A 19358-nucleotide genomic window follows, 5' to 3' on the forward strand; every position below is an offset into this window, starting at 1 on the left:
TTTTATTTACCAACTTTTAAAATAGCTAAAAACGCTTCTTGAGGCACTTCAACATTACCTACTTGCTTCATACGTTTTTTACCATCTTTTTGCTTTTTAAGTAGCTTTTTCTTACGACTCACATCGCCACCGTAACACTTAGCAATTACGTTTTTACGTAACTGTTTTACCGTAGTACGTGCAATAACGTGTTGCCCAATAGCTGCTTGAATCGCAATATCAAACATTTGACGAGGAATAAGCTCTTTTAATGCATCAGCTAATTGACGACCACGAGACTGTGCACCATCGCGGTGAACAATAATCGCAAGTGCGTCAACACGCTCACTATTGATTAAAATATCAACACGCACCATATCTGATGTTTGGAAGTGTTTAAAGTTATAATCAAGCGATGCAAAACCACGGCTTGTTGATTTTAATTTATCAAAAAAGTCCATTACCACTTCAGCCATAGGTAGCTCATACGTAACAGCTACTTGCTTTCCGTGATAGGTCATTTTTGTTTGGCTACCGCGTTTTTCAATACACAAAGTAATAACATTACCTAAGTATTCTTGTGGTACCAAAATATTAGCTTCAACAATCGGCTCACGAATTTCTAAAATATCGTTTACTGCAGGTAAGTCAGACGGGTTATCAATCTGGAATGTACCTTCTTTAGTAACTATCTCATAGATTACCGTAGGTGCCGTTGTAATTAAATCAATATCGTATTCACGCTCTAAACGCTCTTGAATGATTTCCATGTGTAGCATACCTAAAAAGCCACAGCGGAAACCAAAACCTAATGCAGTTGAATTCTCTGGTTCAAAGAATAACGACGCATCGTTTAAGCTTAGTTTATTAAGCGCATCACGGAATGATTCATACTCATCTGATGCAATTGGGAACATGCCTGCATAAACCTGAGGCTTAATTTTTTGAAAACCAGGTAAACGAAGTGGAGCCGCATTTTTTTGATGAGTTATAGTATCGCCTACTGGAGCACCATGTATCTCTTTGATGCCAGCAATAACAAACCCTACTTCACCGGTTCTTAAAATACCGGTGTTAGTTTGCTTAGGCGTAAATACACCCACTTGGTCGGCAGTATGTATATGCTCGTTCGACATTATTTTTATTTTATCGCCAGTACGTAATTCACCGTGCTTAATACGCACTAGTGATACAACGCCTTGGTATGGGTCAAACCAAGAATCGATAATAAGTGCTTGTAGAGGTCCATCTGTATCGCCTACTGGCGGCGGAACATCTCTAACAATCATTTCAAGAACTTCGGCAATACCTACACCCGTTTTAGCGCTACATTGCACTGCATCAAGGGCATCAATACCAATAATTTCTTCAATTTCTTCTGCAACGCGCAAAGGATCCGCTTGCGGTAAATCGATTTTGTTAAGTACTGGAATTACTTCTAATTCCATTTCAATAGCAGTGTAACAGTTAGCTAATGTTTGTGCTTCAACGCCTTGGCCTGCATCAACAACGAGTAGTGCACCTTCACATGCAGCTAAAGAACGCGATACTTCATACGTAAAATCAACGTGTCCTGGAGTATCAATGAAATTAAGTTGATAAGTTTCGCCATCGTTCGCTTTGTAATTCAACGTTACACTTTGCGCTTTAATGGTAATACCACGTTCGCGCTCAATATCCATTGAATCCAAAACTTGTTTTTGCATTTCACGGTCGGTTAAACCGCCACAAACTTGGATCAAACGATCTGAAAGGGTCGATTTACCATGGTCAATATGGGCGATGATCGAAAAATTACGGATATGCTTCATAAACTGGATTCTATACTTCTATTTTAATGGACTAAATATGAATACCTAAGTGACTTGAAAATACTTGCTGTAGGATGCCATAAGCTCAGTTTGTAAATTACAAACATCACCAATGCTTTTTAATATTGATTAAAACCATTTTATTTATTGAATAACAATAAGTTAAATTTATTTAACTTATATAATTCAGCTAGATAAAATAATTTAAAAAACCACTATTCCCTGTATTTCCAAGTTACTTTGGTATAAAACGGCAATTTTACATTTAATTGGCGTCAATCACCATCTATTTGAGTTAAAGGGATACTAATTGGGTGAATTTTTATAACTTTTATATCGTGCTTTAGCGATTTCACGCGAGTTTTAGCTATAAAGAAACCAGTAACACCACCTAAAGCTGCAGCTAAAATTTGCCAACCTTCACAAGCCATAAATAATTGCGCTGCAATCAGTGCAAAAACCAGACTTAAAAGCAGTGGCAGTATGTATACCGCAAATGCATGCTTAACGACGTGACTATCATCAAGTGACAAGGTTACCTTTTGTCCTACTTCAACAGAGGATTCAAATTTATAAGGGAAGGTTTTTTTTGCAGTGCCAAACAGCTTACCAAACACTTGTGAGCCGCAACGACCATTGCAGCCTTCACAAGCTTGTTTTTGTTGTGCTTCTAAATGAGCAATGTGGCCATCGAGGGCCACAACAGTGAGGGTTTGTTCAATCATAACAATCCTTACGAATCGTTTATAATGCGCGGGTAACTGACTCAGCAATCGCTTTTGCGGTCATACTCGGTACATTACCAACAACCGATACATCAAAATTACCGCCATTATGCACATATACTGTCGTTGCACCAGAGGTTAGTGCACCACTTAAACGCTTACCCGGCAATGGACGCTGAATAAATACCGAAATTTCAACAAAACCATCAGAGAACAAGTAATAGTCTGTTAATTCGTTATTTAAATCGAGCTTATGTCTGTCTGATTTTAGTAATTCAAAGCCATCCGGTAACCAACTAATTTGCCAGTTAGTAGCTGTACTGTCTTCGTTTATAAGTGCATCGTTTGGTAAAGGCGTTGGAAAGTTTCGATTGAGCACTTCAAGTAACATACCTGCTGGCTGCTCTGTCACACTAATGTGAGTAAGCTGTAACTGCTCTAAGGCCTCACCTTCATGGTTAACGTACGCGGCTTTTAGTAATAACGACGACTCCATATCCAGCCAAATCCAATAATTATATTTATACTCGTCTTTAGATTCTATGCGAACTAGTTGTGCAGCACGCCCTGCAATACGACCTTTACCGCCTAGTACAAAATCATAGTGCGCGCTTAAGCGATCTATATCTTTAAAAAGTACTTCAGGGATTGGACCCGCTATTGAATCTGTTTTTAGGGAGTATGGTTCTGACTGAGGTTCAAAATAAGTAACTTGGTTGTCAATACGGACCATTTCAAGCCCAGCACCGTTAAGTAAACTTAAATGCTCAAGTTCTGTATCACCTTGTAAAGCATGCACCCATCGGTAGGGTTCCATTGTTTTACCTTTGACAACCACAAACGAAGCGTCAAAATTACGGGTGTGAACGGCATTAGCCATTTTTAGTAATAAATCTTTGGCAGGATTTGTGTCGTTGGCAAATGCATTAAAGCTTACTACCAACGACAGAACAAAAGTGATTACTTTCATTTAATTAGTTTTTTTCCTCAGACGCTTTGGTATTAGTTTGCGCTGTTTCTAAAGAATTCGCAACTCGTGCTTGGCGTTGATGCTCAAGAACTAATGCACCAATGCGTTGTTGCTGTAATTCACGTAAACCTTGCTCTGCATTTTCAAGCGCAGGCTCAGATGAGTAACTTACTGGCGATGCCATACCTGTCAGCGGTGTGGTTTGTAGTAATGGAATTTCGCTTTGTTGCTCGTTGTTACTTTGAGGAAGCGTATTAACTCCCACAATAGCAAACATTGCCACACTGGCTGCAATTGCTAGTTGAGCAACGGGTTTGCGCCAATTAAAAGCCACTACTTTATTATCTTGTACCGTCTCAGTGATTGCTTGAGGCTGTGTTTTTGACTGACTAAAGTCAGCATAAACAGGCTCGCTTTCAAGTGCTAATGCAACGCGATCGCTAATATCAATATGTATGTCGTTATTATTTTTTTGAGCACGCATCGCATCACCAATTAACGCATAACGGCCAAACGTAGTTACATCTTGCTCTGCAATTTTTGCATCAGTCAGATGTTGCTCGCCATCAAGTAATGCCGATAACGCTTCGTTATCTAACTTGTTAAGGTGTGCTTTTGTCATACTAAGACTCGCCTATTAATGGGTTTAATTTGTTATCTATTGCTTCACGGGCACGAAATATACGCGAACGCACAGTCCCGACCGGGCAATCCATTACCACTGCTATTTCTTCATAGCTCATCCCTTCGATTTCTCTAAGGGTGATTGCGGTTTTAAGATCTTCAGGCAAACTATCAATCGTATTAAAAATAACAGCGCGTACTTCTTCGCTTAAAAGTAGGTTTTCAGGAGATGCATTAGATCGCATTGAATCTGCACAATCATAAAACTCGGCATCTTCAGCGTCTATATCATTTGCTGGCGGCTTACGCCCCTGGGCTACTAAGTAATTTTTAGCACAATTAACGGCAATACGGTATAACCACGTGTAAAAGGCGCTGTCACCTCTAAAGTTTGGAAGTGCACGGTAAGCTTTAATAAAAGCCTCTTGTGCTACATCAGCAATATCGCCTTGGTTTGATACATAACGTGAGATCAAACCTGCAATTTTGTTTTGATACTTCTTTACTAATAGGTTGAAGGCGTTTTTATCTCCTTGCTGGACCCTTTTTACTAGCACTAAATCTAATTCCTGCTCGCTCATTCGAGCCGGTACTCCTATGTCTGATTTTTGCTTGTTATTCATATTGTCGTCATTGTTCACAAATACTCTGACCTCTTTATGAATAAAAAGTTCTGCTTAATATTATTTTTTTATAAAATAGATGATAAATAACGGCGCTAAGCCTTTAAAATCACTACGTAGTAGTATGACAAATATGGTACAACTACAGATATTAAAAACAAATATTGCTCTATACGAGCATTGTAACCGCAAAGTACCTCTGACATGAACCAAAATAAACATCACATTGCAGATGTCGCTATTATAGGTAGCGGCGCAGCAGGCTTATCACTTGCATTATCTCTAGCTAATTATTGTAACGTTACCGTGATCAGTAAAGGAGCGCTTACAGAAGGTTCTACTTTGTATGCTCAAGGTGGTATAGCAGCTGTATTTGATAAACAAAACGACAGCATAGAATCTCATGTTGAAGATACACTCGATGCGGGCGGCGGTTTATGCGACAGAGACGCTGTTCATTATACTGCCAGCAATGCTCACGATTGCCTACAGTGGTTAATCGACCAAGGTGTTCCCTTTGATATGGAGTTTGATAGCAAAGGAAAAGAGCGTTTTCATTTAACACGTGAAGGCGGTCACAGCCATCGTCGTATTTTGCATGCAGCCGATGCTACTGGCAAAGCTGTGCAAACCACGCTTATTAGCCAAGTTAAAATTCATAAGAATATAACGCTCTTAGAGCAATACAATGCTATTGATTTAATTACAGATAAAAGCGCCGGAAAAACAGGATCACACATTGAAGGTATGTATGTGTGGAACAAAAAAGCTAAAAAGGTAGAAACCATTTCAGCTAAATTTGTTGCTCTTGCCACTGGTGGCGCAAGCAAAGTGTATTTGTATACATCTAATCCAGATGTATCAAGTGGTGATGGCATTGCAATGGCATGGCGCGCAGGCTGTAAAGTTGCCAATATGGAATTTAATCAATTTCATCCAACGAGCCTTTATCATCCAGAGCTACAAAACTTTTTAATTACAGAAGCTATGCGCGGTGAAGGAGCTTATTTAAAACGACCTGATGGCACTCGTTTTATGAAAGATTTTGACAGTCGTGAAGAACTTGCTCCACGCGATATAGTGGCACGCGCAATCGATTTTGAAATGAAGCGTTTAGGTGCTAATTGTGTTTATTTAGATATTAGCCACAAAGATAAAGACTTTATTATTGAGCACTTTCCTACTATTTACGCAAAATGCCTAAGTGTAGGGCTTGATATAACAAAAGAAGCAATCCCAGTTGTACCTGCTGCGCATTACACTTGTGGTGGCGTAATGACCGACTTTAACGGTAAAACAGATCTCGATAACTTGTATGCTGTTGGCGAAGTCGCTTACACAGGCCTACATGGTGCAAACCGTATGGCAAGTAATTCATTATTGGAATGTATTGTATTTGCCCACGCTGCAGCTAAAGATATTTTAAGTAAAATTGAACATGCACCAGAGCCAATGGCTCTACCTCATTGGGATGAAAGCCGTGTTAGTAACTCTGATGAAGAAATTGTTATTACCCATAACTGGCATGAACTACGTTTATTTATGTGGGATTATGTAGGTATTGTACGCTCTACTAAACGCTTAGAACGTGCACTGCATAGGGTTGAGTTGCTGCAGCAAGAAATACATGATTATTATGCAAACTTTAGAGTAAGTAATAACTTGCTTGAGCTTCGTAACTTAGTACAAGTGTCAGAACTCATTATTAGAAGTGCAATGGAGCGAAAAGAAAGCAGAGGCCTACATTATACTATTGATTACCCTGAGCAAAATAAAAATCCAACACCGACTATTTTGACTCCAAAACGCAATTAACCGCGCTTAAAGTAGCGCGTTTTAGACGCGCATAGCTTTGTTCATTAACACCATTGGCTGAAATTATAAGCCAATGGTTGTTACTAAAACCTTTAATATGTAGCCATATATTATTGCCATAAAAACGGCTTTTTTTACTAATTTCACCCTGAATTTTTAAGCCCTCTCCCTCAAACCTAAATAGGTTGGGTTCTAGTATTATAACGCCATGATTTGGATGAATTGCCAACACTTTTTGCCACACTAAAAAGCCAGCTAATATATTAATTATCAAACAAAAAAGCATAGCTAGTAGAGAATCTAAAAATAAACATAATATTAAAATGAGCATGCAAAAAAAGACCACAATAGGTTTGTGGTCAGCGTTATTATTAGTAACTGTAAACCTATACACGAACTCGGTCTAAGATCAGCGAAACCATACCGTTTAACTGCTCATCTTTACATTCTTGATGACCCATAAACCATGCAAATAAGTCAGGGTCTTCTTCTGTTAGCAAACGCTGAAAAATAGCCTGTTGCTCTGCGCTTAAAGAGTCGTATGCTTCTTCAACAAACGGCATAAACAAAACATCAAGCTCTAACATGCCACGACGGCAAGCCCAACGAATACGTGCTTTACTATGAATTTCAACCATTTTAAACCTCATACTTAATTGACTCGAGTTTAACAAACACAAGCCTATTTAGCAGCTATTAATCTCTCATTAAAGAATAAACCCGCACCAATAAGCGCTTGTCTGTACCATACGTAACAACTGCGTTATTATGTCACTTCATTTATATTGCAAAGAAGGTTTTTATGTCGAGCGTTTATGCATGTCCGTTATCTCATCAACTTATTAGCCTCTGCGGTGCTGATAAATTATCTTATTTACACGGGCAAATCACTCAAGATCTAAATAAATTAACCAGCAGTAATTATTTGTGGGCTGGCCATTGCAGCGCTAAAGGTAAACTTTGGGGCGTATTTAAATTATTTTCTTATCAAGACAGCTACTACCTTACAGGCAGCGAAAACGAAGTAGAAAAATCGTTAGCTGAGCTAAAAAAGTATGCCGTATTTGCAAAAGTTGACATTAGTGCATGCTCAAAGCGATTAATTGGTCTCATTGGTGATGATTTATCGGGTGTACTCGCACAACTTGATATTAACTTTGAAGGTGATGCGAGCGCGTGTGACTTTGAAAACGGTAAAGCACTAAAATTAGCTGATAACCGTATTTTATTGATGGTCGATAGCCAGTTTAGTATGCCTGATGACGTATCTACACTTGATAACGAAGCTCCTTGGCAACAAGCATCTATGCTTGCAGGTGAACCTCAGTTAAGTGCAGATGCAATTGGCGAGTATGTTCCTCAAATGGTAAACCTACATGCTATTGGCGGTATAAGCTTTAAAAAAGGATGTTATACCGGTCAAGAAACTGTGGCTCGCATGAAGTACCTAGGTAAAAATAAGCGTGCAATGTATATAGTCTCAGGTCAAAGCGAAGGGATACTTTCAGAGCCCGATTTAGAAACCCAATTAGGCGAAAATTGGCGCCGTGCGGGTAAACTTATTGCACAAAGCTTTAATGAACAAACAAATAAATTAACAGGCCTTGTTGTGTTGCCAAACGATACTGATGTAACTCAGGTACTTCGTGCAAAACACACACCTCAGGTGGAGCTAAGCATTCTGCCTCTACCCTACTCTCTTGAAGATGAATAAATAGGAATGACTATGATCGTTGCGGCAAACAAAGTGGTAAAAATGCATTATTCGGTAATGGATAATGATGGCAATAGCATTGATAACTCGTTCGGTGGTGAGCCACTACACTTTATCATTGGCACAGGCTACTTAATTTCAGGCCTAGAAAATGCTTTGCAAGGTAAACAACCAGGCGACACACTTAGCGTAAAAGTTGAACCTGATGAAGGTTATGGCGAACGCCACGATAACCTAATGCAAGCTGTACCTAAGTCGATGTTTGAAGGTATGGAAATTGAAGTCGGCATGCAATTTCGTGCATCAACAGATGATGGTGACCAATCAGTAATGATCATCGATATCCAAGATGAAGAAGTTATTGTAGATGGTAACAACCCACTTGCAGGCATAACACTTAACTTTGATGTAGAAATACTAGAAGTACGTGATGCAACCGAAGAAGAACTCACTCATGGTCATGTACATGGTGAAGGTGGGTGTGGTCACGACCACTAATACACTGTTAAACCAAGTAAAAAAGCGCCTAGGGCGCTTTTTTTATATCATATTGTTGCGCTTAACCGTTTCAGTTTTTGCCTTACTAGGCAGCGCGATTGATACATTATTTTCTTTTAGAGCGGCTAGTAAACCTTTTTGATCGTTTGTGCCAACTCGATATAAAGTGCCATCTTTAAGCGTTAGCTGTATTGCACTAAAGCCAGATACTGTATACACCCAACCATCGTGAGTAATTCGCATACCAATACCGTGCCTGTAAGAGTTTTGAACTGCCTTAGCTTCTATTACTTCGCCAAGCTCAATGCTTTGCCCTGCAACGCCAGGACCAAACGCCCAGCTAATTTTTTTATCATCTACTTTTACTGTTAGACCATGGAACAAAAAGCCCACCAGCACTAAAATCCCAGCAAATATCATTAAAGGTCCATCAGCGCCTAACAAGTTCCATGCAAGCGCTACAAAACCGCCTATCCACGCTAATACAAAAAAGATAAACACCGCATACTGTTTATGCTGATACATAATATTCTCTAAATTAAATAAATACTTAAAAGCTGTACACCAATGTAGCACTCAGCTCCGAGTCAAACTTGAGTTTATCATCTTCGGGTTTTGAATTATAACGATACATGTAGGCAAATTTAAGCGATACGGCACCAATCACTTGACTAATAAGCGCCGTTTCCGATTTTAAGCGAGAATTAAGCCCTGAAAGCGACTGCTCTATACTCACATCTTGATTAAAACGAGTACGCTTGGAAACCAAACGTTCCCACTGCATTGCAACACGTACTAAATAACCAGTTTTATTAACTTCATCTTCGCTCACATCCGAATCTTCATCGGCTACTGAACGGTACAAACCAGGTCCTATATCAATGTCTACTTTGTTTTTAGAGCCTTGATATACACGCGCACCATAGCCTGTCGCCACCGTACTTTTGAAATCAAGTCCACTAAATTCATCTTCTTCGTAATCACCGTAAATAAAAAATGAGGAGTTTTTAACACCTACTTTATAGTTACCTTGTGCTGAAACGAAGATACGGTTTGCAGTGACATCTGTTTCATCTGTTTCATCATTATGATCACGCTTGTAAAGGGAGTCTATTTTGAATTGATTCCGCCAATTTTCAAAGTCTTGATATAAATTCCCTTTGAGCTTAAAGCTAGTTGAATTGGTATTCCCTTTGCTTAGAATAAAGCCAAATTCAGTGTCACCGTAGAACATGTCACCTTGATGTAACTCATGAATTTCTTCCTCAGAGAGCTTGCCATATTCATGAAAATCCTCAAAGGGATCAACCGCCCAACAAGGGCTACTAATCATCACAAGAATTAAAAATAAATACTTAAGCACAGCACTCTCTCTGATACACAGTTACAAAAACAAGTAAAATATATTTACTCTGTTTCTTTCCATAAGATATGACAAAACGGAGCATCTTTATCAAGGCTAATCAAAATCTTAGCAAACAAAACATCATCATTTTCGAATTCTAAACCAACCAACACCTGAATAAAATGCTCTGGCTCTATCTCAAGGGCTACAAAGTCTTGCCACTGTTCATCTGGCTCGTCTTCTTCAATGAAGCCTAGGTCTTCTCTAAACTCATTAAAGTCTTCAACATCTTTTTCACTCAAGTTATTTGGCGCTAACTCTAAAAAAATATCATAAGCTTGGTGAGTAGCTTCTTCTACCGTATATAAACGTGGACCCGACATATGTGCTTAACCTTAAGCTTTTAAGTTGCGCTATATTATCAAATATCATCATCATTTTGATAAAAAAAAGCTTAAAACACTGACTTTTTTGTAACCGAGTCATGCTTTATTCAGTATATAACTAAAACGACGAGCAACAACTAAACTAATCTACTGAATATAAAGATTAATTTTTATTTTTTGGTTGAAAATAACAACGTGAAATATTTTTATCATCTTAGGTTCTAATTGTTTAGCTTTTTATCATCTAAAACCAATCCTTTAAGACTACGGCTTTAGCAATAAATTCCATTTATTTAAAAAATACCGTAACTTTACTTAATTCTTATAACAACATAAGCTCAATAAACAGGTCAGAGGAGTGTGTAATGATAAAACTAGAAAAACAAAATGGCATTGCAACCGTCACGCTTAGCAGAGCAAAAAAACAAAATGCATTAAGCTTTGAAATGTTTGTAGAGCTACATAAAGCCATTAAAAATATAAAAAGAGATCGCAGTATTCGTGCTGTGGTAATAAAAGGCGATGGCGAGCATTTTTGTGCAGGTCTTGATATATCCGCAGTAATGGCTACACCAATGAACATAGCAAAATTATTGTTTAAGTGGTTACCTGGTAATCAAAATTTAGCGCAAAAAGCAGTATTAGGCTGGCAGTCACTGAGTGTGCCCGTTATTGCACAAATTGATGGCAACTGTTTAGGGGGTGGTTTGCAAATAGCTTTAGGGGCAGATTACAGGGTTGTTCATATTGATGCCAAACTTGCCATTATGGAAGCGCGTTGGGGATTGTGCCCCGATATGGGAGCGAATGTAATGATGAGCAGTTTAGTTAAGCGCGACCAAGCACTTTGGCTTGCAAGCCACGCAAACCAAATCACAGCACAACAAGCAAATGAGCTAGGTTTGGTTACTCAGCTTACCGATGATACTCAGCAAGCAACGCAAAACATGCTCGATACATTACTTGAGCGTTCACCAGATACGCTTGCTGCTATTAAACGTGTTACACAACTTAGCTATAAACCAAACCAACGAAAAATACTCGCTAAAGAAACCTTCAGCCAAATTCGCTTATTGCTAAACCCAAACACTAAAAAAGCAATTGCTAAAGCAAAAGGAAAAGCGGATATAACCTACGCAAATATAAAGCACTGGTAGGCTATTGCACAATGCATAAAAGAGTTTGATTTGTTAAAGTTAAGCTCTTATCTTTTCTGTGAGCCAATTTGATGAAATATCTGCTCAGTAGCGCTATTATTTTACTATGTTTAGCCTGCGCTAAACTCATTATGCACTTTATTGGTGGAAGCTTTCCTGCACCGTTACTCGCTATGGTTATTTTATTAGTTTTACTCTTATCGGGTATTGTAAAAGAGCAACATGTAAAACCATGCGCCTCCCCTATTTTAAATATTATGCCTATATTTTTCATTCCTGCGGGTGTGGGATTTATTGAACATCTCGGCCTTATAAAGTCGCACTGGGCATTTTTAGCCTCAGTTGTGGTGCTAGTCCCTATAACTACCTTGTTGCTTGTTAGCAGTGTAATTGCGTACTTTAAGGGAAGAGAAAATAATGACTGATTTTACTTTTTCCGCTATTTCAGAGCTACAGCCTAATTTATGGTGGCTAAGTATTCCTTTTATTATTGTATTGTTTTTAGCACTAAGGGCCGTAAACCAAAGTATAAAAAACAGCGTATTTAAATCGCTCACTAACCCCGTATTTTTAAGTATTAGTATTATCGCTTTATTACTAATTAACCTAAATCTGCCTTATACACAATTTGCCTCGCACAGCAAATTATTAAGCTGGTTATTAGAGCCCGCGATTGTGGCTTTAGCACTTCCTTTATATCAGCAGTTTACACACGTACGAAAAAATCTATTGCTCATAGTCGCAACATGTAGCTTAGGTATTGTTAACGCAACCGTTGTGGCATTTTTGCTAAGCATATTATTTAATGCGCCTGTGCAGCTAAGTGCATCTGTTGCCGCACTCAGTGTCACAACCCCAATATCTTTAATTGTTACTGACTCATTAGGGGGGATTAGCTCTCTTGCTGCGGCTTTAGTTATTTTTATTGGTTTACTAGGCGCTTTATTTGGCTTTATGCTTTTTAAACTCATTAATATTTTTAATCACGAATCTCAAGGTGTTGCCATGGGCACAGCTTGTCATGCAATTGGGACTGCTGCTGCTATTGCTGAGCATCCAAAAGTAGGCGCTTACTCCTCAGTTGCAATGGCGCTAAGTGCTTTATTAACAGCAATTATAGTGCCGCTGTTATATCCATTTTTAGTCAACATTTTGCTATAGTTGGAAAAATACAACATAGCCCTAACATAGAGCGCTTTATGATCAGTTCTGAAATCGAACAGTTTGAAAAATATTACACCATGCTTACTGAGTATATGGTTACCTACAGTATGCAAATTGTTGGCGCTATTTTTATCGTCCTCATTGGTTTGTGGATAGCACAAAAGCTTGCCAAATTTGTAGCCGCGTTAATGACCCGCCATAACGTTGACATTACGCTTACTAACTTTGTCAGTAGCGTGGTAAAAGTACTGCTAATTGTAATGGTTATAATTATTGCACTTGGCAAAATAGGTATCAGCGTTACGCCATTTGTAGCAGCCATTGGTGCTGCGTCTTTAGGTGCAGGTTTAGCATTGCAAGGAATGCTCTCTAACTATGGTGCAGGCCTTGCGATTATAGCCACTCGACCTTTTGTTGTTGGTGATACTATTGAAGTTAAAAATGTAAGCGGCCAAGTTAAAACTATTGAGCTTGGCTACACTATTTTAATCAATGAAGAAAAAGTAGAAATTACCATTCCAAATAAGCACATAGTAGGTGAAATACTTCATAACTCATTTAGTTACTCATTGGTCAAAGGTGAAATAGATATAGCCTATAGTGCTTGCTCTGATAACGCGATTAGTCTCATTGAGGACGTACTTAAAGCACATGAATTAGTTGCACAAAATCCGTTATCACAAGTGGGTATTGAACGTTTTGCCGATAGCGGTGTTACAATAAGCTACCGATATTGGGTGCCTACTACTAAAATTATCGAAACTAAGCTGGCTATTAACGGTGGTGTTTATAAAGCAATTAATAATGCTGATATTGAAATCCCATTCCCTCAACGCGTAGTTACCATAAATAAAAGCGATATAGAGTCATAAAACTCAGTGGGTAACTCAATATTGAATTACCCACATCAATAAACCACTTTTACTGCGTAAAAACTCTTTATCTGTTTGTTATTTTATCTGTAATATAAAGACTTGGTTAAAAAAGTCGGCAAATCACTCGCTTTAATTACATAATAACAATAATGAGCAATTATGAATCGCAGCCCTTTTTATTTAGGTGATTGGCAAGTCAACCCCCTGTCAAAGACTCTTCAGCGTGCAGAAAAAACTAAACAGTTAGAACCAAAAGCCATGGATGTATTAGTCCATCTGTGCTTACAAAAAGGCGAAATTGTTACGAGTGACGAGCTATTAGATCAATGCTGGAAAAATGTTGAGGTAGGCGATAACCCGCTGCATAAAACAATTACGCAGTTACGAAAAGCCCTTGGTGATAAAGCAAGTGAGCCCACCTACATAGAAACTATTCGCAAACGTGGTTACCGCGTTATTGCAAAACTAGAGTTTCCTCTAGCTGAAGACATAAAAACAACTGAAAACACATGGCAAGGAGGCTCTCCTTTTTTAGGGTTAAGCGCCTACAACCCAAGCGATACACACCTATTTTTTGGCCGCAATCAATCTATAGAAACGTTACTCAATAGAATATCGAGCCAAGTTAAATTTGGTCGCGCGTTTTGTTTAATACTGGGTCCAAGTGGCACAGGTAAATCATCACTTGTTAATGCGGGTATATTGCCTAAATTACTTGATGAGCGAGGCTATAATGGCATTGGGGTTATTTCTTATAGCCAACTCGACTTTGCAGATGTTCATAAAAATAGACTTTTTTTAGATTTAGCTTCTACATTGCTTGATTGGGATATAAACGGCCTTCCTGTGTTTGAAGGATTAAGCGCGCAAACACTGGCAGAGCAACTAGAATTGACAATCGATGGCGTAATCAACTCCATACAAATTGCACTTAGCAAAGCCTCTACACAACTTAAAACACCACAGTTATTTTTATTTATTGACCGCTTAGAAGTACTGCTTTCTTCTCTTTTATTTAGTAGCGAAACACGCAGCCATTTTTTATCGGTTATTGAGCGCTTAGCAACCTCTAAAACAGTGATTGTATTTAGTGCGTGTCGTAACGACTTTTATCCTTTAGTGGTTGAACAACCCAGCCTAATGGCAGGTAAAGCTCATGGCGCACACTACGATTTAACACCACCAAACAGGCACGACCTACAACAAATTATTCGCCTGCCAACGTTAACCGCTAATTTAACATTCTCGAATGACCCAGAAACCCAAACGCCACTGGATGAAATACTTTGCGCCGATACAGCCAATAATCCCGATGCACTGCCCATGCTGCAATACACATTGCAAGAGCTGTACTTGCAGCGCAGTGATAATAACGAGCTACTGCACAGTGTTTACACAAAACTCGGTGGTATTGAGGGAGCCATAGGCAAAAAAGCAGAAGATATATTTATTGACCTCAGCAACGAGCAACAACAGCAACTAAAAAGCGTGTTATCACAACTGATCACTTTAAATCCAGATGGTAAAACCATTACGAGCCGCGCTGCCCGCTGGCACGCATTAACCAACACAAGCCAAGAAGAGCTTGTGCAAGCCATGGTAGAAAGCCGTTTATTTGTATCACACTTACAAAATGGCGAAGCCTGTTTTAGTCTTGCTCACGAGGCACTATTACGCCAATGGCCTCGTGCAAAAAACTGGATTAATGACCATAAAGATGCACTAGCAATAAAAAGCCGCTTACAACACCAAGCACAAAACTGGATTAATGAAGGTAAAAGTAATGCTTACCTTTTGGCGCCGGGTAAACCACTGCAAGAAGTTATTTCACTACTCAACGATAATGTATTCGAGCTTGACGATAACGAACATGCACTTATTAAAAGATCCATTAAAAGCACTAAAACTAAAACAAACATAAAACGTGGCACAATATTTTCACTCTGTTTACTCACATTTATTGCGTTATTAATGAGTTTCACCAGTTTTAAAGCACAACAGCAGGCACAGCAAAAGCGACTTGAAGCTGAAAATTTGCTCGGTTTTATGGTCGGTGATTTTGCCGATAAATTACGTAGCGTAAAGCGAATGGACTTACTTGACGGTATTAGTAATAAAGCACTTGAGTATTTTACTAATCAAACTGACGAATCAGGTTCACTTTTTAGCTTTAGCGATGATAAAGCACAATTTAACAACCGTTTTCAGTACGCACAAACTCTTGAAGCAATGGGAGAGGTAGCTTATTCACGCGGTAAAACCGACGAAGCCTTCACCGCCTTTGAAAATGCCCGCACCCGCCTTGAGGCATTATTAAAAATCCAGCCAAACAACTTAGAGCTACTCACGCTTGCGGGTGCCAATGCCTTTTGGTTAGGGCAGCTTAGTTACGATAAAAGTGATTACGCCGCCACTGAGCCATTATTTAAAAAGTACCACTCTTATAGCGAAAAAATGTATTCATTAGCACCCAATGATTTTAACTCGATTATGGAATTGTCATATTCACATAATTCACTGGGTTCTTTATACACAGAGAAATTTGACTATATAGCCGCGAAAAAAAGCTTTACAGAGTCACTTATGCTTAAGAATAGGGCCATTGAACTAAAACCGGATAGTAAAAATTTATTACGTGATAAAGCAGATACAATCAGTTGGCTTGCAAAAACTGAAGGTAACTTAGGTAACTTTAATGTCGCAATGAATATGCTGGAAAATGCAGTTTCTGTGGTGAAAGAAATGACTAATCACTACCCTGATGACGCCAGTCTTTTTTATATGTCAGCAAATATACATATGCAACAAAGTTATTTACTAAGTTATTTACCTGATAAAAAAATGGCCTATTTAAAAGCTCGCTTTGCGAATGAAATTATAAATGAGGCTTTAAAGCAAGATCCGGAAAATAATGAATTTCAACATATGTATTATCGCTCATTAGCGCAATTGATAATGTTGTCTTATGACAAAAAGATTGATTCAAGGACAGAAAAAATTATTAGCTTCTTAAAATCACAAGGTCTTAATAGTATCAATTCTATCAATACACAAATTAGTCTAATTCACTATTTTATTGACAGAAACTTCCCCCTTAAAGCGCAAGAGTTATTAACGACCCTTGAGAATGATGGCGAATATAAACGGTACATAACCAATAAAATGAAAAATAGAGATAACTTAGCCCCCATAAATATAAACCTACTCAAAGCTAAATTAGCTGCGACCAGTGAACAACGAGAGCAATTTTGCTTAAATGTGCTTAAAGCTATTACTAAAACAGTAAAAATAAACCAAAGTATTCACGTAAAGTACCCGCAGGTACAAGCGTATACCTGCTTAAACCGAGCAAACGAAATACCAACAATAACAGCAAGCCTGTTAAAACTAGGCATTACTGACTTTAAACTGTAAAACTAAATACAAAGGAAATTACATGACTACGACTATAAACAAAGTCGACATTCAAGTGCATATTGAGTTTAACGATAAAAAAGAGGCTATTTTTAGCTACACAGAAAATGGCAAAGCCGTTGATGGCGGCGGTACAGTAAGAACCGAAACTGCAGGTACTTACACTTTAACTCCTGCTGCAGTTGGGCTAGGCTTTTTTTTCACAGGAGCTACAGTTACTGATAAAATAGGAACATGTGCCCAAGACTTCAGTTATGCACTTAGTGATAACCACCAAGCAATCACTATCACCGATACAGCAAAAAACTCAGGCACTGCGTGTTTAATATTTAACGTTGAATGTAATGATAAACCTTATTCAAGCCCTGACCCACAAGTTATAAATAAAAAAAAATTAATCAACAACGATTAATTATTGATTTTAAATTGCACTGGGCTGATTTATTCCTGTGCAATTTATTTAAACCCAAAAAATAAACATTAAGAACAACAACTTAGAAAGGAAGGTTACCGAAAGGTTTCAAACCCATAAATTAAATAAACTACTAGACATAAAGTTTCATTAAGAATAAAAATGAGCAACACCATGTCTAACAATAATGAAAATAGCAGAGCAAACAACACCGACAACGCTGTATCTGCATTAATGAGCAGCATTTCTAATACCGTTAACAATGAAAAAATAAGTGCAATTATTAATGTCACTAATGTCATGGCCGATGCTATTTTTATTGTTAATGCAGATGGCGTGTTTGAATCAGTAAATCCCGTTGCAGCTCGTTTTTTTAATGTTACGTCTGACTCGTTAATAGGTAAAAAATGGCAAGATTGTTTACAAGAACAGTATCGCGATGACTATGAATACATGTTTGAAAGTTGGAAAAACAACTATCAAACACCACTCAATCATGGCCCGAAAGAAGTTAAAATAATAAAAAACAATGGTAACTGTTTAGATATAGAGCTCTCAATTTCTTGTATACCCGCATCAACTACAAACAATATCCCTCTATTTATTTGTATTATGCATGATATTTCTAGGCATGTTAAAAAGTATAAAATACTCGAAAACATAGCCAAAATAGATCACCTTACAGGCGTCGCTAATCGCTGCACTTTAGAAAAGGCGATTATTAAAAATTGGCAAGAATGCATAGTAGACAAACAGCCTTTGAGTTTTATCTTGATCGATATTGATTTTTTTAAACTGTTTAATGATAATTTTGGTCATGTAAAGGGTGATAAATGTTTGCAAAAAGTAGCTCAAACAATTGAAGACTGCCTCCCCTCAAAAGATAGTTTAGTAGCACGCTATGGTGGTGAGGAGTTTGCTGTTGTATTACCCCGCTCACATGTCTCAAATGCAGAAATGATCGCAAAACGTATTCAAGAAAAAATACTCAACATTAATTTTAGAGATATTGGTTTGCCAGCGAATGTAAAGATAAGTGTAAGCCAGGGTTTAGCGTGTGAATACGATAATCAGTACAGAACATCTGAGGCATTAATATGCGCGGCTGATACGGCTTTATATAGAGCGAAGTCGGAAGGTCGTAATAAATTATGTATAAGGTGATGTACTAACTATTTGGTATAGCCTTTATCTACTAAAATAAAAAACCGCAATTGCGGTTTTTTATTACTTGAGAAAAGCTTAAATGTCGATTAGCAGCCCTTCGTCTTTTTTAATCTTTTCGATCACCATATAAGTATGATGAGTGCCCACGCCGGGAATATCGACTAAGTCGCCAAGAACTTGTCTATATTCTTCCATATTAGAAACGCGGATTTTTAATAAATAATCATAACCGCCTGCCACCATGTCGCATTCAACGACTTGTTGTATTCTTAGTATATGCTCTCTAAATACCTTAAATACTGCTGTATTTGAAGCAACAAGCGACACTTGAACATGTGCTACTAAGCTTTGATTAAGCTTTGCTTCGCTAAGCTTAGCGTAGTAGCCTTCAATATAGCCTTCTTGCTCTAATCGTTTTACACGATCAAGACACGGGCTTGCACTCAAATTAACCTGTTTTGCGAGGTTAACATTTGAAATTCTGCCGTTCTTTTGTAGAACGTCTAGTATGGCTAAATCAATACGATCTAGCATGCGTAATCTATTTGGAATTGTCATAACAGAATTTTATGCGGATAAGTTAAATTTATGCCCTGTAAATTATCGTAAAACGCGAAATTTAACCAGCATATTCTGCTGAAATTTAATTAGAATGCACTCACAATATCACTGGTAATTT

General features: G+C 38.1%; 21 protein-coding genes. 10 read left to right on the forward strand and 11 right to left on the reverse strand.

Annotated elements, in window-relative coordinates; all coding sequences use genetic code 11:
• Window positions 1–2: 2 nt before the first annotated feature.
• From lepA to rpoE, 5 genes are all read right to left on the reverse strand, one after another.
• A complete protein-coding gene (lepA, locus tag GQR54_RS08985) occupies window positions 3–1790 on the reverse strand; it encodes a translation elongation factor 4 (protein ID WP_007581724.1) in 1788 nt (595 codons plus the stop codon).
• A gap of 275 nt (window positions 1791–2065) precedes the next feature.
• Window positions 2066–2515: a SoxR reducing system RseC family protein gene (locus GQR54_RS08990; RefSeq protein ID WP_166377269.1), complete on the reverse strand. Its 450-nt coding sequence runs from the start codon at window positions 2513–2515 to the stop codon at window positions 2066–2068.
• A gap of 19 nt (window positions 2516–2534) precedes the next feature.
• The gene (locus tag GQR54_RS08995) at window positions 2535–3485 is read right to left on the reverse strand and encodes a MucB/RseB C-terminal domain-containing protein (RefSeq protein ID WP_007581719.1); all 951 of its coding nucleotides are present in this window, start codon (window positions 3483–3485) and stop codon (window positions 2535–2537) included.
• A 4-nt stretch (window positions 3486–3489) separates the two neighbouring features.
• Window positions 3490–4107, reverse strand: coding sequence for an RseA family anti-sigma factor (locus tag GQR54_RS09000; RefSeq protein ID WP_007581717.1), 618 nt, complete (start codon window positions 4105–4107; stop codon window positions 3490–3492).
• A gap of 1 nt (window position 4108) precedes the next feature.
• Window positions 4109–4690, reverse strand: coding sequence for an RNA polymerase sigma factor RpoE (gene rpoE, locus GQR54_RS09005; RefSeq protein ID WP_002958721.1), 582 nt, complete (start codon window positions 4688–4690; stop codon window positions 4109–4111).
• A 246-nt stretch (window positions 4691–4936) separates the two neighbouring features.
• On the opposite strand from rpoE, the gene nadB reads away from it, so the two are divergent.
• Window positions 4937–6547: an L-aspartate oxidase gene (gene nadB, locus GQR54_RS09010; RefSeq protein WP_165734537.1), complete on the forward strand. Its 1611-nt coding sequence runs from the start codon at window positions 4937–4939 to the stop codon at window positions 6545–6547.
• On the opposite strand, the gene GQR54_RS19580 is transcribed toward nadB, so the two are convergent.
• Together GQR54_RS19580 and GQR54_RS09015 are read right to left on the reverse strand one after the other, a co-directional pair.
• Window positions 6522–6878: a hypothetical protein gene (locus tag GQR54_RS19580; RefSeq protein ID WP_231609300.1), complete on the reverse strand. Its 357-nt coding sequence runs from the start codon at window positions 6876–6878 to the stop codon at window positions 6522–6524. The genes nadB and GQR54_RS19580 overlap by 26 nt on opposite strands.
• A gap of 55 nt (window positions 6879–6933) precedes the next feature.
• A complete protein-coding gene (locus GQR54_RS09015; RefSeq protein WP_007581709.1) occupies window positions 6934–7185 on the reverse strand; it encodes a succinate dehydrogenase assembly factor 2 in 252 nt (83 codons plus the stop codon).
• Window positions 7186–7349: 164 nt separating this feature from the next.
• Here GQR54_RS09015 and GQR54_RS09020 point away from each other — a divergent pair, with 164 nt between their 5' ends.
• Window positions 7350–8261: a folate-binding protein YgfZ gene (locus GQR54_RS09020; protein WP_166377271.1), complete on the forward strand. Its 912-nt coding sequence runs from the start codon at window positions 7350–7352 to the stop codon at window positions 8259–8261.
• 12 nt (window positions 8262–8273) lie between these two features.
• Window positions 8274–8759 carry a peptidylprolyl isomerase gene (locus GQR54_RS09025; RefSeq protein WP_007581704.1) on the forward strand — a complete coding sequence of 162 codons (486 nt, stop codon included), beginning with the start codon at window positions 8274–8276 and terminating at the stop codon, window positions 8757–8759.
• A gap of 42 nt (window positions 8760–8801) precedes the next feature.
• Here GQR54_RS09025 and GQR54_RS09030 read toward each other — a convergent pair whose 3' ends face one another.
• Genes GQR54_RS09030 through GQR54_RS09040 form a run of 3 tightly spaced genes read right to left on the reverse strand, consistent with a single transcriptional unit; the run spans window position 8802 to window position 10487 of the window.
• Complete coding sequence (locus GQR54_RS09030) at window positions 8802–9284, reverse strand: hypothetical protein (protein WP_166377273.1); 483 nt, start codon at window positions 9282–9284, stop codon at window positions 8802–8804.
• Between the two features lie 25 nt (window positions 9285–9309).
• The gene (locus tag GQR54_RS09035) at window positions 9310–10122 is read right to left on the reverse strand and encodes a DUF481 domain-containing protein (RefSeq protein ID WP_166377275.1); all 813 of its coding nucleotides are present in this window, start codon (window positions 10120–10122) and stop codon (window positions 9310–9312) included.
• 44 nt (window positions 10123–10166) lie between these two features.
• Window positions 10167–10487: an HI1450 family dsDNA-mimic protein gene (locus tag GQR54_RS09040; RefSeq protein WP_166377277.1), complete on the reverse strand. Its 321-nt coding sequence runs from the start codon at window positions 10485–10487 to the stop codon at window positions 10167–10169.
• A gap of 368 nt (window positions 10488–10855) precedes the next feature.
• Between GQR54_RS09040 and GQR54_RS09045 the strand changes: the two genes are divergently transcribed.
• The 7 genes from GQR54_RS09045 (at window position 10856) to GQR54_RS09075 (ending at window position 18676) form a co-directional block, all read left to right on the forward strand.
• The gene (locus GQR54_RS09045) at window positions 10856–11647 is read left to right on the forward strand and encodes a crotonase/enoyl-CoA hydratase family protein (RefSeq protein ID WP_166377279.1); all 792 of its coding nucleotides are present in this window, start codon (window positions 10856–10858) and stop codon (window positions 11645–11647) included.
• 71 nt (window positions 11648–11718) lie between these two features.
• Entirely contained in the window at window positions 11719–12072 is a 354-nt protein-coding gene (locus GQR54_RS09050) for a CidA/LrgA family protein (protein WP_010553207.1), read from the forward strand.
• Window positions 12065–12808: an LrgB family protein gene (locus tag GQR54_RS09055; RefSeq protein WP_166377281.1), complete on the forward strand. Its 744-nt coding sequence runs from the start codon at window positions 12065–12067 to the stop codon at window positions 12806–12808. Before GQR54_RS09050 ends, GQR54_RS09055 begins: the two co-directional genes overlap by 8 nt.
• Before the next feature lie 38 nt (window positions 12809–12846).
• Complete coding sequence (locus tag GQR54_RS09060) at window positions 12847–13683, forward strand: mechanosensitive ion channel family protein (RefSeq protein WP_024598766.1); 837 nt, start codon at window positions 12847–12849, stop codon at window positions 13681–13683.
• Window positions 13684–13845: 162 nt separating this feature from the next.
• On the forward strand, window positions 13846–17100 hold the full coding sequence (locus GQR54_RS09065) for a winged helix-turn-helix domain-containing protein (RefSeq protein ID WP_166377283.1): 3255 nt from the start codon (window positions 13846–13848) through the stop codon (window positions 17098–17100).
• 22 nt (window positions 17101–17122) lie between these two features.
• On the forward strand, window positions 17123–17512 hold the full coding sequence (locus GQR54_RS09070) for a DP-EP family protein (RefSeq protein ID WP_166377285.1): 390 nt from the start codon (window positions 17123–17125) through the stop codon (window positions 17510–17512).
• Window positions 17513–17686: 174 nt separating this feature from the next.
• Complete coding sequence (locus GQR54_RS09075; RefSeq protein ID WP_166377287.1) at window positions 17687–18676, forward strand: sensor domain-containing diguanylate cyclase; 990 nt, start codon at window positions 17687–17689, stop codon at window positions 18674–18676.
• Window positions 18677–18754: 78 nt separating this feature from the next.
• Here GQR54_RS09075 and GQR54_RS09080 read toward each other — a convergent pair whose 3' ends face one another.
• Entirely contained in the window at window positions 18755–19237 is a 483-nt protein-coding gene (locus GQR54_RS09080; RefSeq protein ID WP_024590009.1) for a winged helix-turn-helix transcriptional regulator, read from the reverse strand.
• Between the last annotated feature and the right edge of the window lie 121 nt (window positions 19238–19358).

The sequence above is a fragment of the Pseudoalteromonas sp. Z9A4 genome (genome assembly GCF_011378845.1).
Lineage (GTDB): Bacteria > Pseudomonadota > Gammaproteobacteria > Enterobacterales > Alteromonadaceae > Pseudoalteromonas > Pseudoalteromonas arctica.

Bases quoted from the DNA above. Each gene is read 5' to 3' on its own strand.
- lepA (WP_007581724.1), bottom strand. From the start codon at position 1,790: ATGAAGCATATCCGTAATTTTTCGATCATCGCCCATATTGACCATGGT.
- GQR54_RS08990 (WP_166377269.1), bottom strand. From the start codon at position 2,515: ATGATTGAACAAACCCTCACTGTTGTGGCCCTCGATGGCCACATTGCT.
- GQR54_RS08995 (WP_007581719.1), bottom strand. From the start codon at position 3,485: ATGAAAGTAATCACTTTTGTTCTGTCGTTGGTAGTAAGCTTTAATGCA.
- GQR54_RS09000 (WP_007581717.1), bottom strand. From the start codon at position 4,107: ATGACAAAAGCACACCTTAACAAGTTAGATAACGAAGCGTTATCGGCA.
- rpoE (WP_002958721.1), bottom strand. From the start codon at position 4,690: ATGAGCGAGCAGGAATTAGATTTAGTGCTAGTAAAAAGGGTCCAGCAA.
- nadB (WP_165734537.1), top strand. From the start codon at position 4,937: ATGAACCAAAATAAACATCACATTGCAGATGTCGCTATTATAGGTAGC.
- GQR54_RS19580 (WP_231609300.1), bottom strand. From the start codon at position 6,878: ATGCTCATTTTAATATTATGTTTATTTTTAGATTCTCTACTAGCTATG.
- GQR54_RS09015 (WP_007581709.1), bottom strand. From the start codon at position 7,185: ATGGTTGAAATTCATAGTAAAGCACGTATTCGTTGGGCTTGCCGTCGT.
- GQR54_RS09020 (WP_166377271.1), top strand. From the start codon at position 7,350: ATGTCGAGCGTTTATGCATGTCCGTTATCTCATCAACTTATTAGCCTC.
- GQR54_RS09025 (WP_007581704.1), top strand. From the start codon at position 8,274: ATGATCGTTGCGGCAAACAAAGTGGTAAAAATGCATTATTCGGTAATG.
- GQR54_RS09030 (WP_166377273.1), bottom strand. From the start codon at position 9,284: ATGTATCAGCATAAACAGTATGCGGTGTTTATCTTTTTTGTATTAGCG.
- GQR54_RS09040 (WP_166377277.1), bottom strand. From the start codon at position 10,487: ATGTCGGGTCCACGTTTATATACGGTAGAAGAAGCTACTCACCAAGCT.
- GQR54_RS09045 (WP_166377279.1), top strand. From the start codon at position 10,856: ATGATAAAACTAGAAAAACAAAATGGCATTGCAACCGTCACGCTTAGC.
- GQR54_RS09050 (WP_010553207.1), top strand. From the start codon at position 11,719: ATGAAATATCTGCTCAGTAGCGCTATTATTTTACTATGTTTAGCCTGC.
- GQR54_RS09055 (WP_166377281.1), top strand. From the start codon at position 12,065: ATGACTGATTTTACTTTTTCCGCTATTTCAGAGCTACAGCCTAATTTA.
- GQR54_RS09060 (WP_024598766.1), top strand. From the start codon at position 12,847: ATGATCAGTTCTGAAATCGAACAGTTTGAAAAATATTACACCATGCTT.
- GQR54_RS09065 (WP_166377283.1), top strand. From the start codon at position 13,846: ATGAATCGCAGCCCTTTTTATTTAGGTGATTGGCAAGTCAACCCCCTG.
- GQR54_RS09070 (WP_166377285.1), top strand. From the start codon at position 17,123: ATGACTACGACTATAAACAAAGTCGACATTCAAGTGCATATTGAGTTT.
- GQR54_RS09075 (WP_166377287.1), top strand. From the start codon at position 17,687: ATGTCTAACAATAATGAAAATAGCAGAGCAAACAACACCGACAACGCT.
- GQR54_RS09080 (WP_024590009.1), bottom strand. From the start codon at position 19,237: ATGACAATTCCAAATAGATTACGCATGCTAGATCGTATTGATTTAGCC.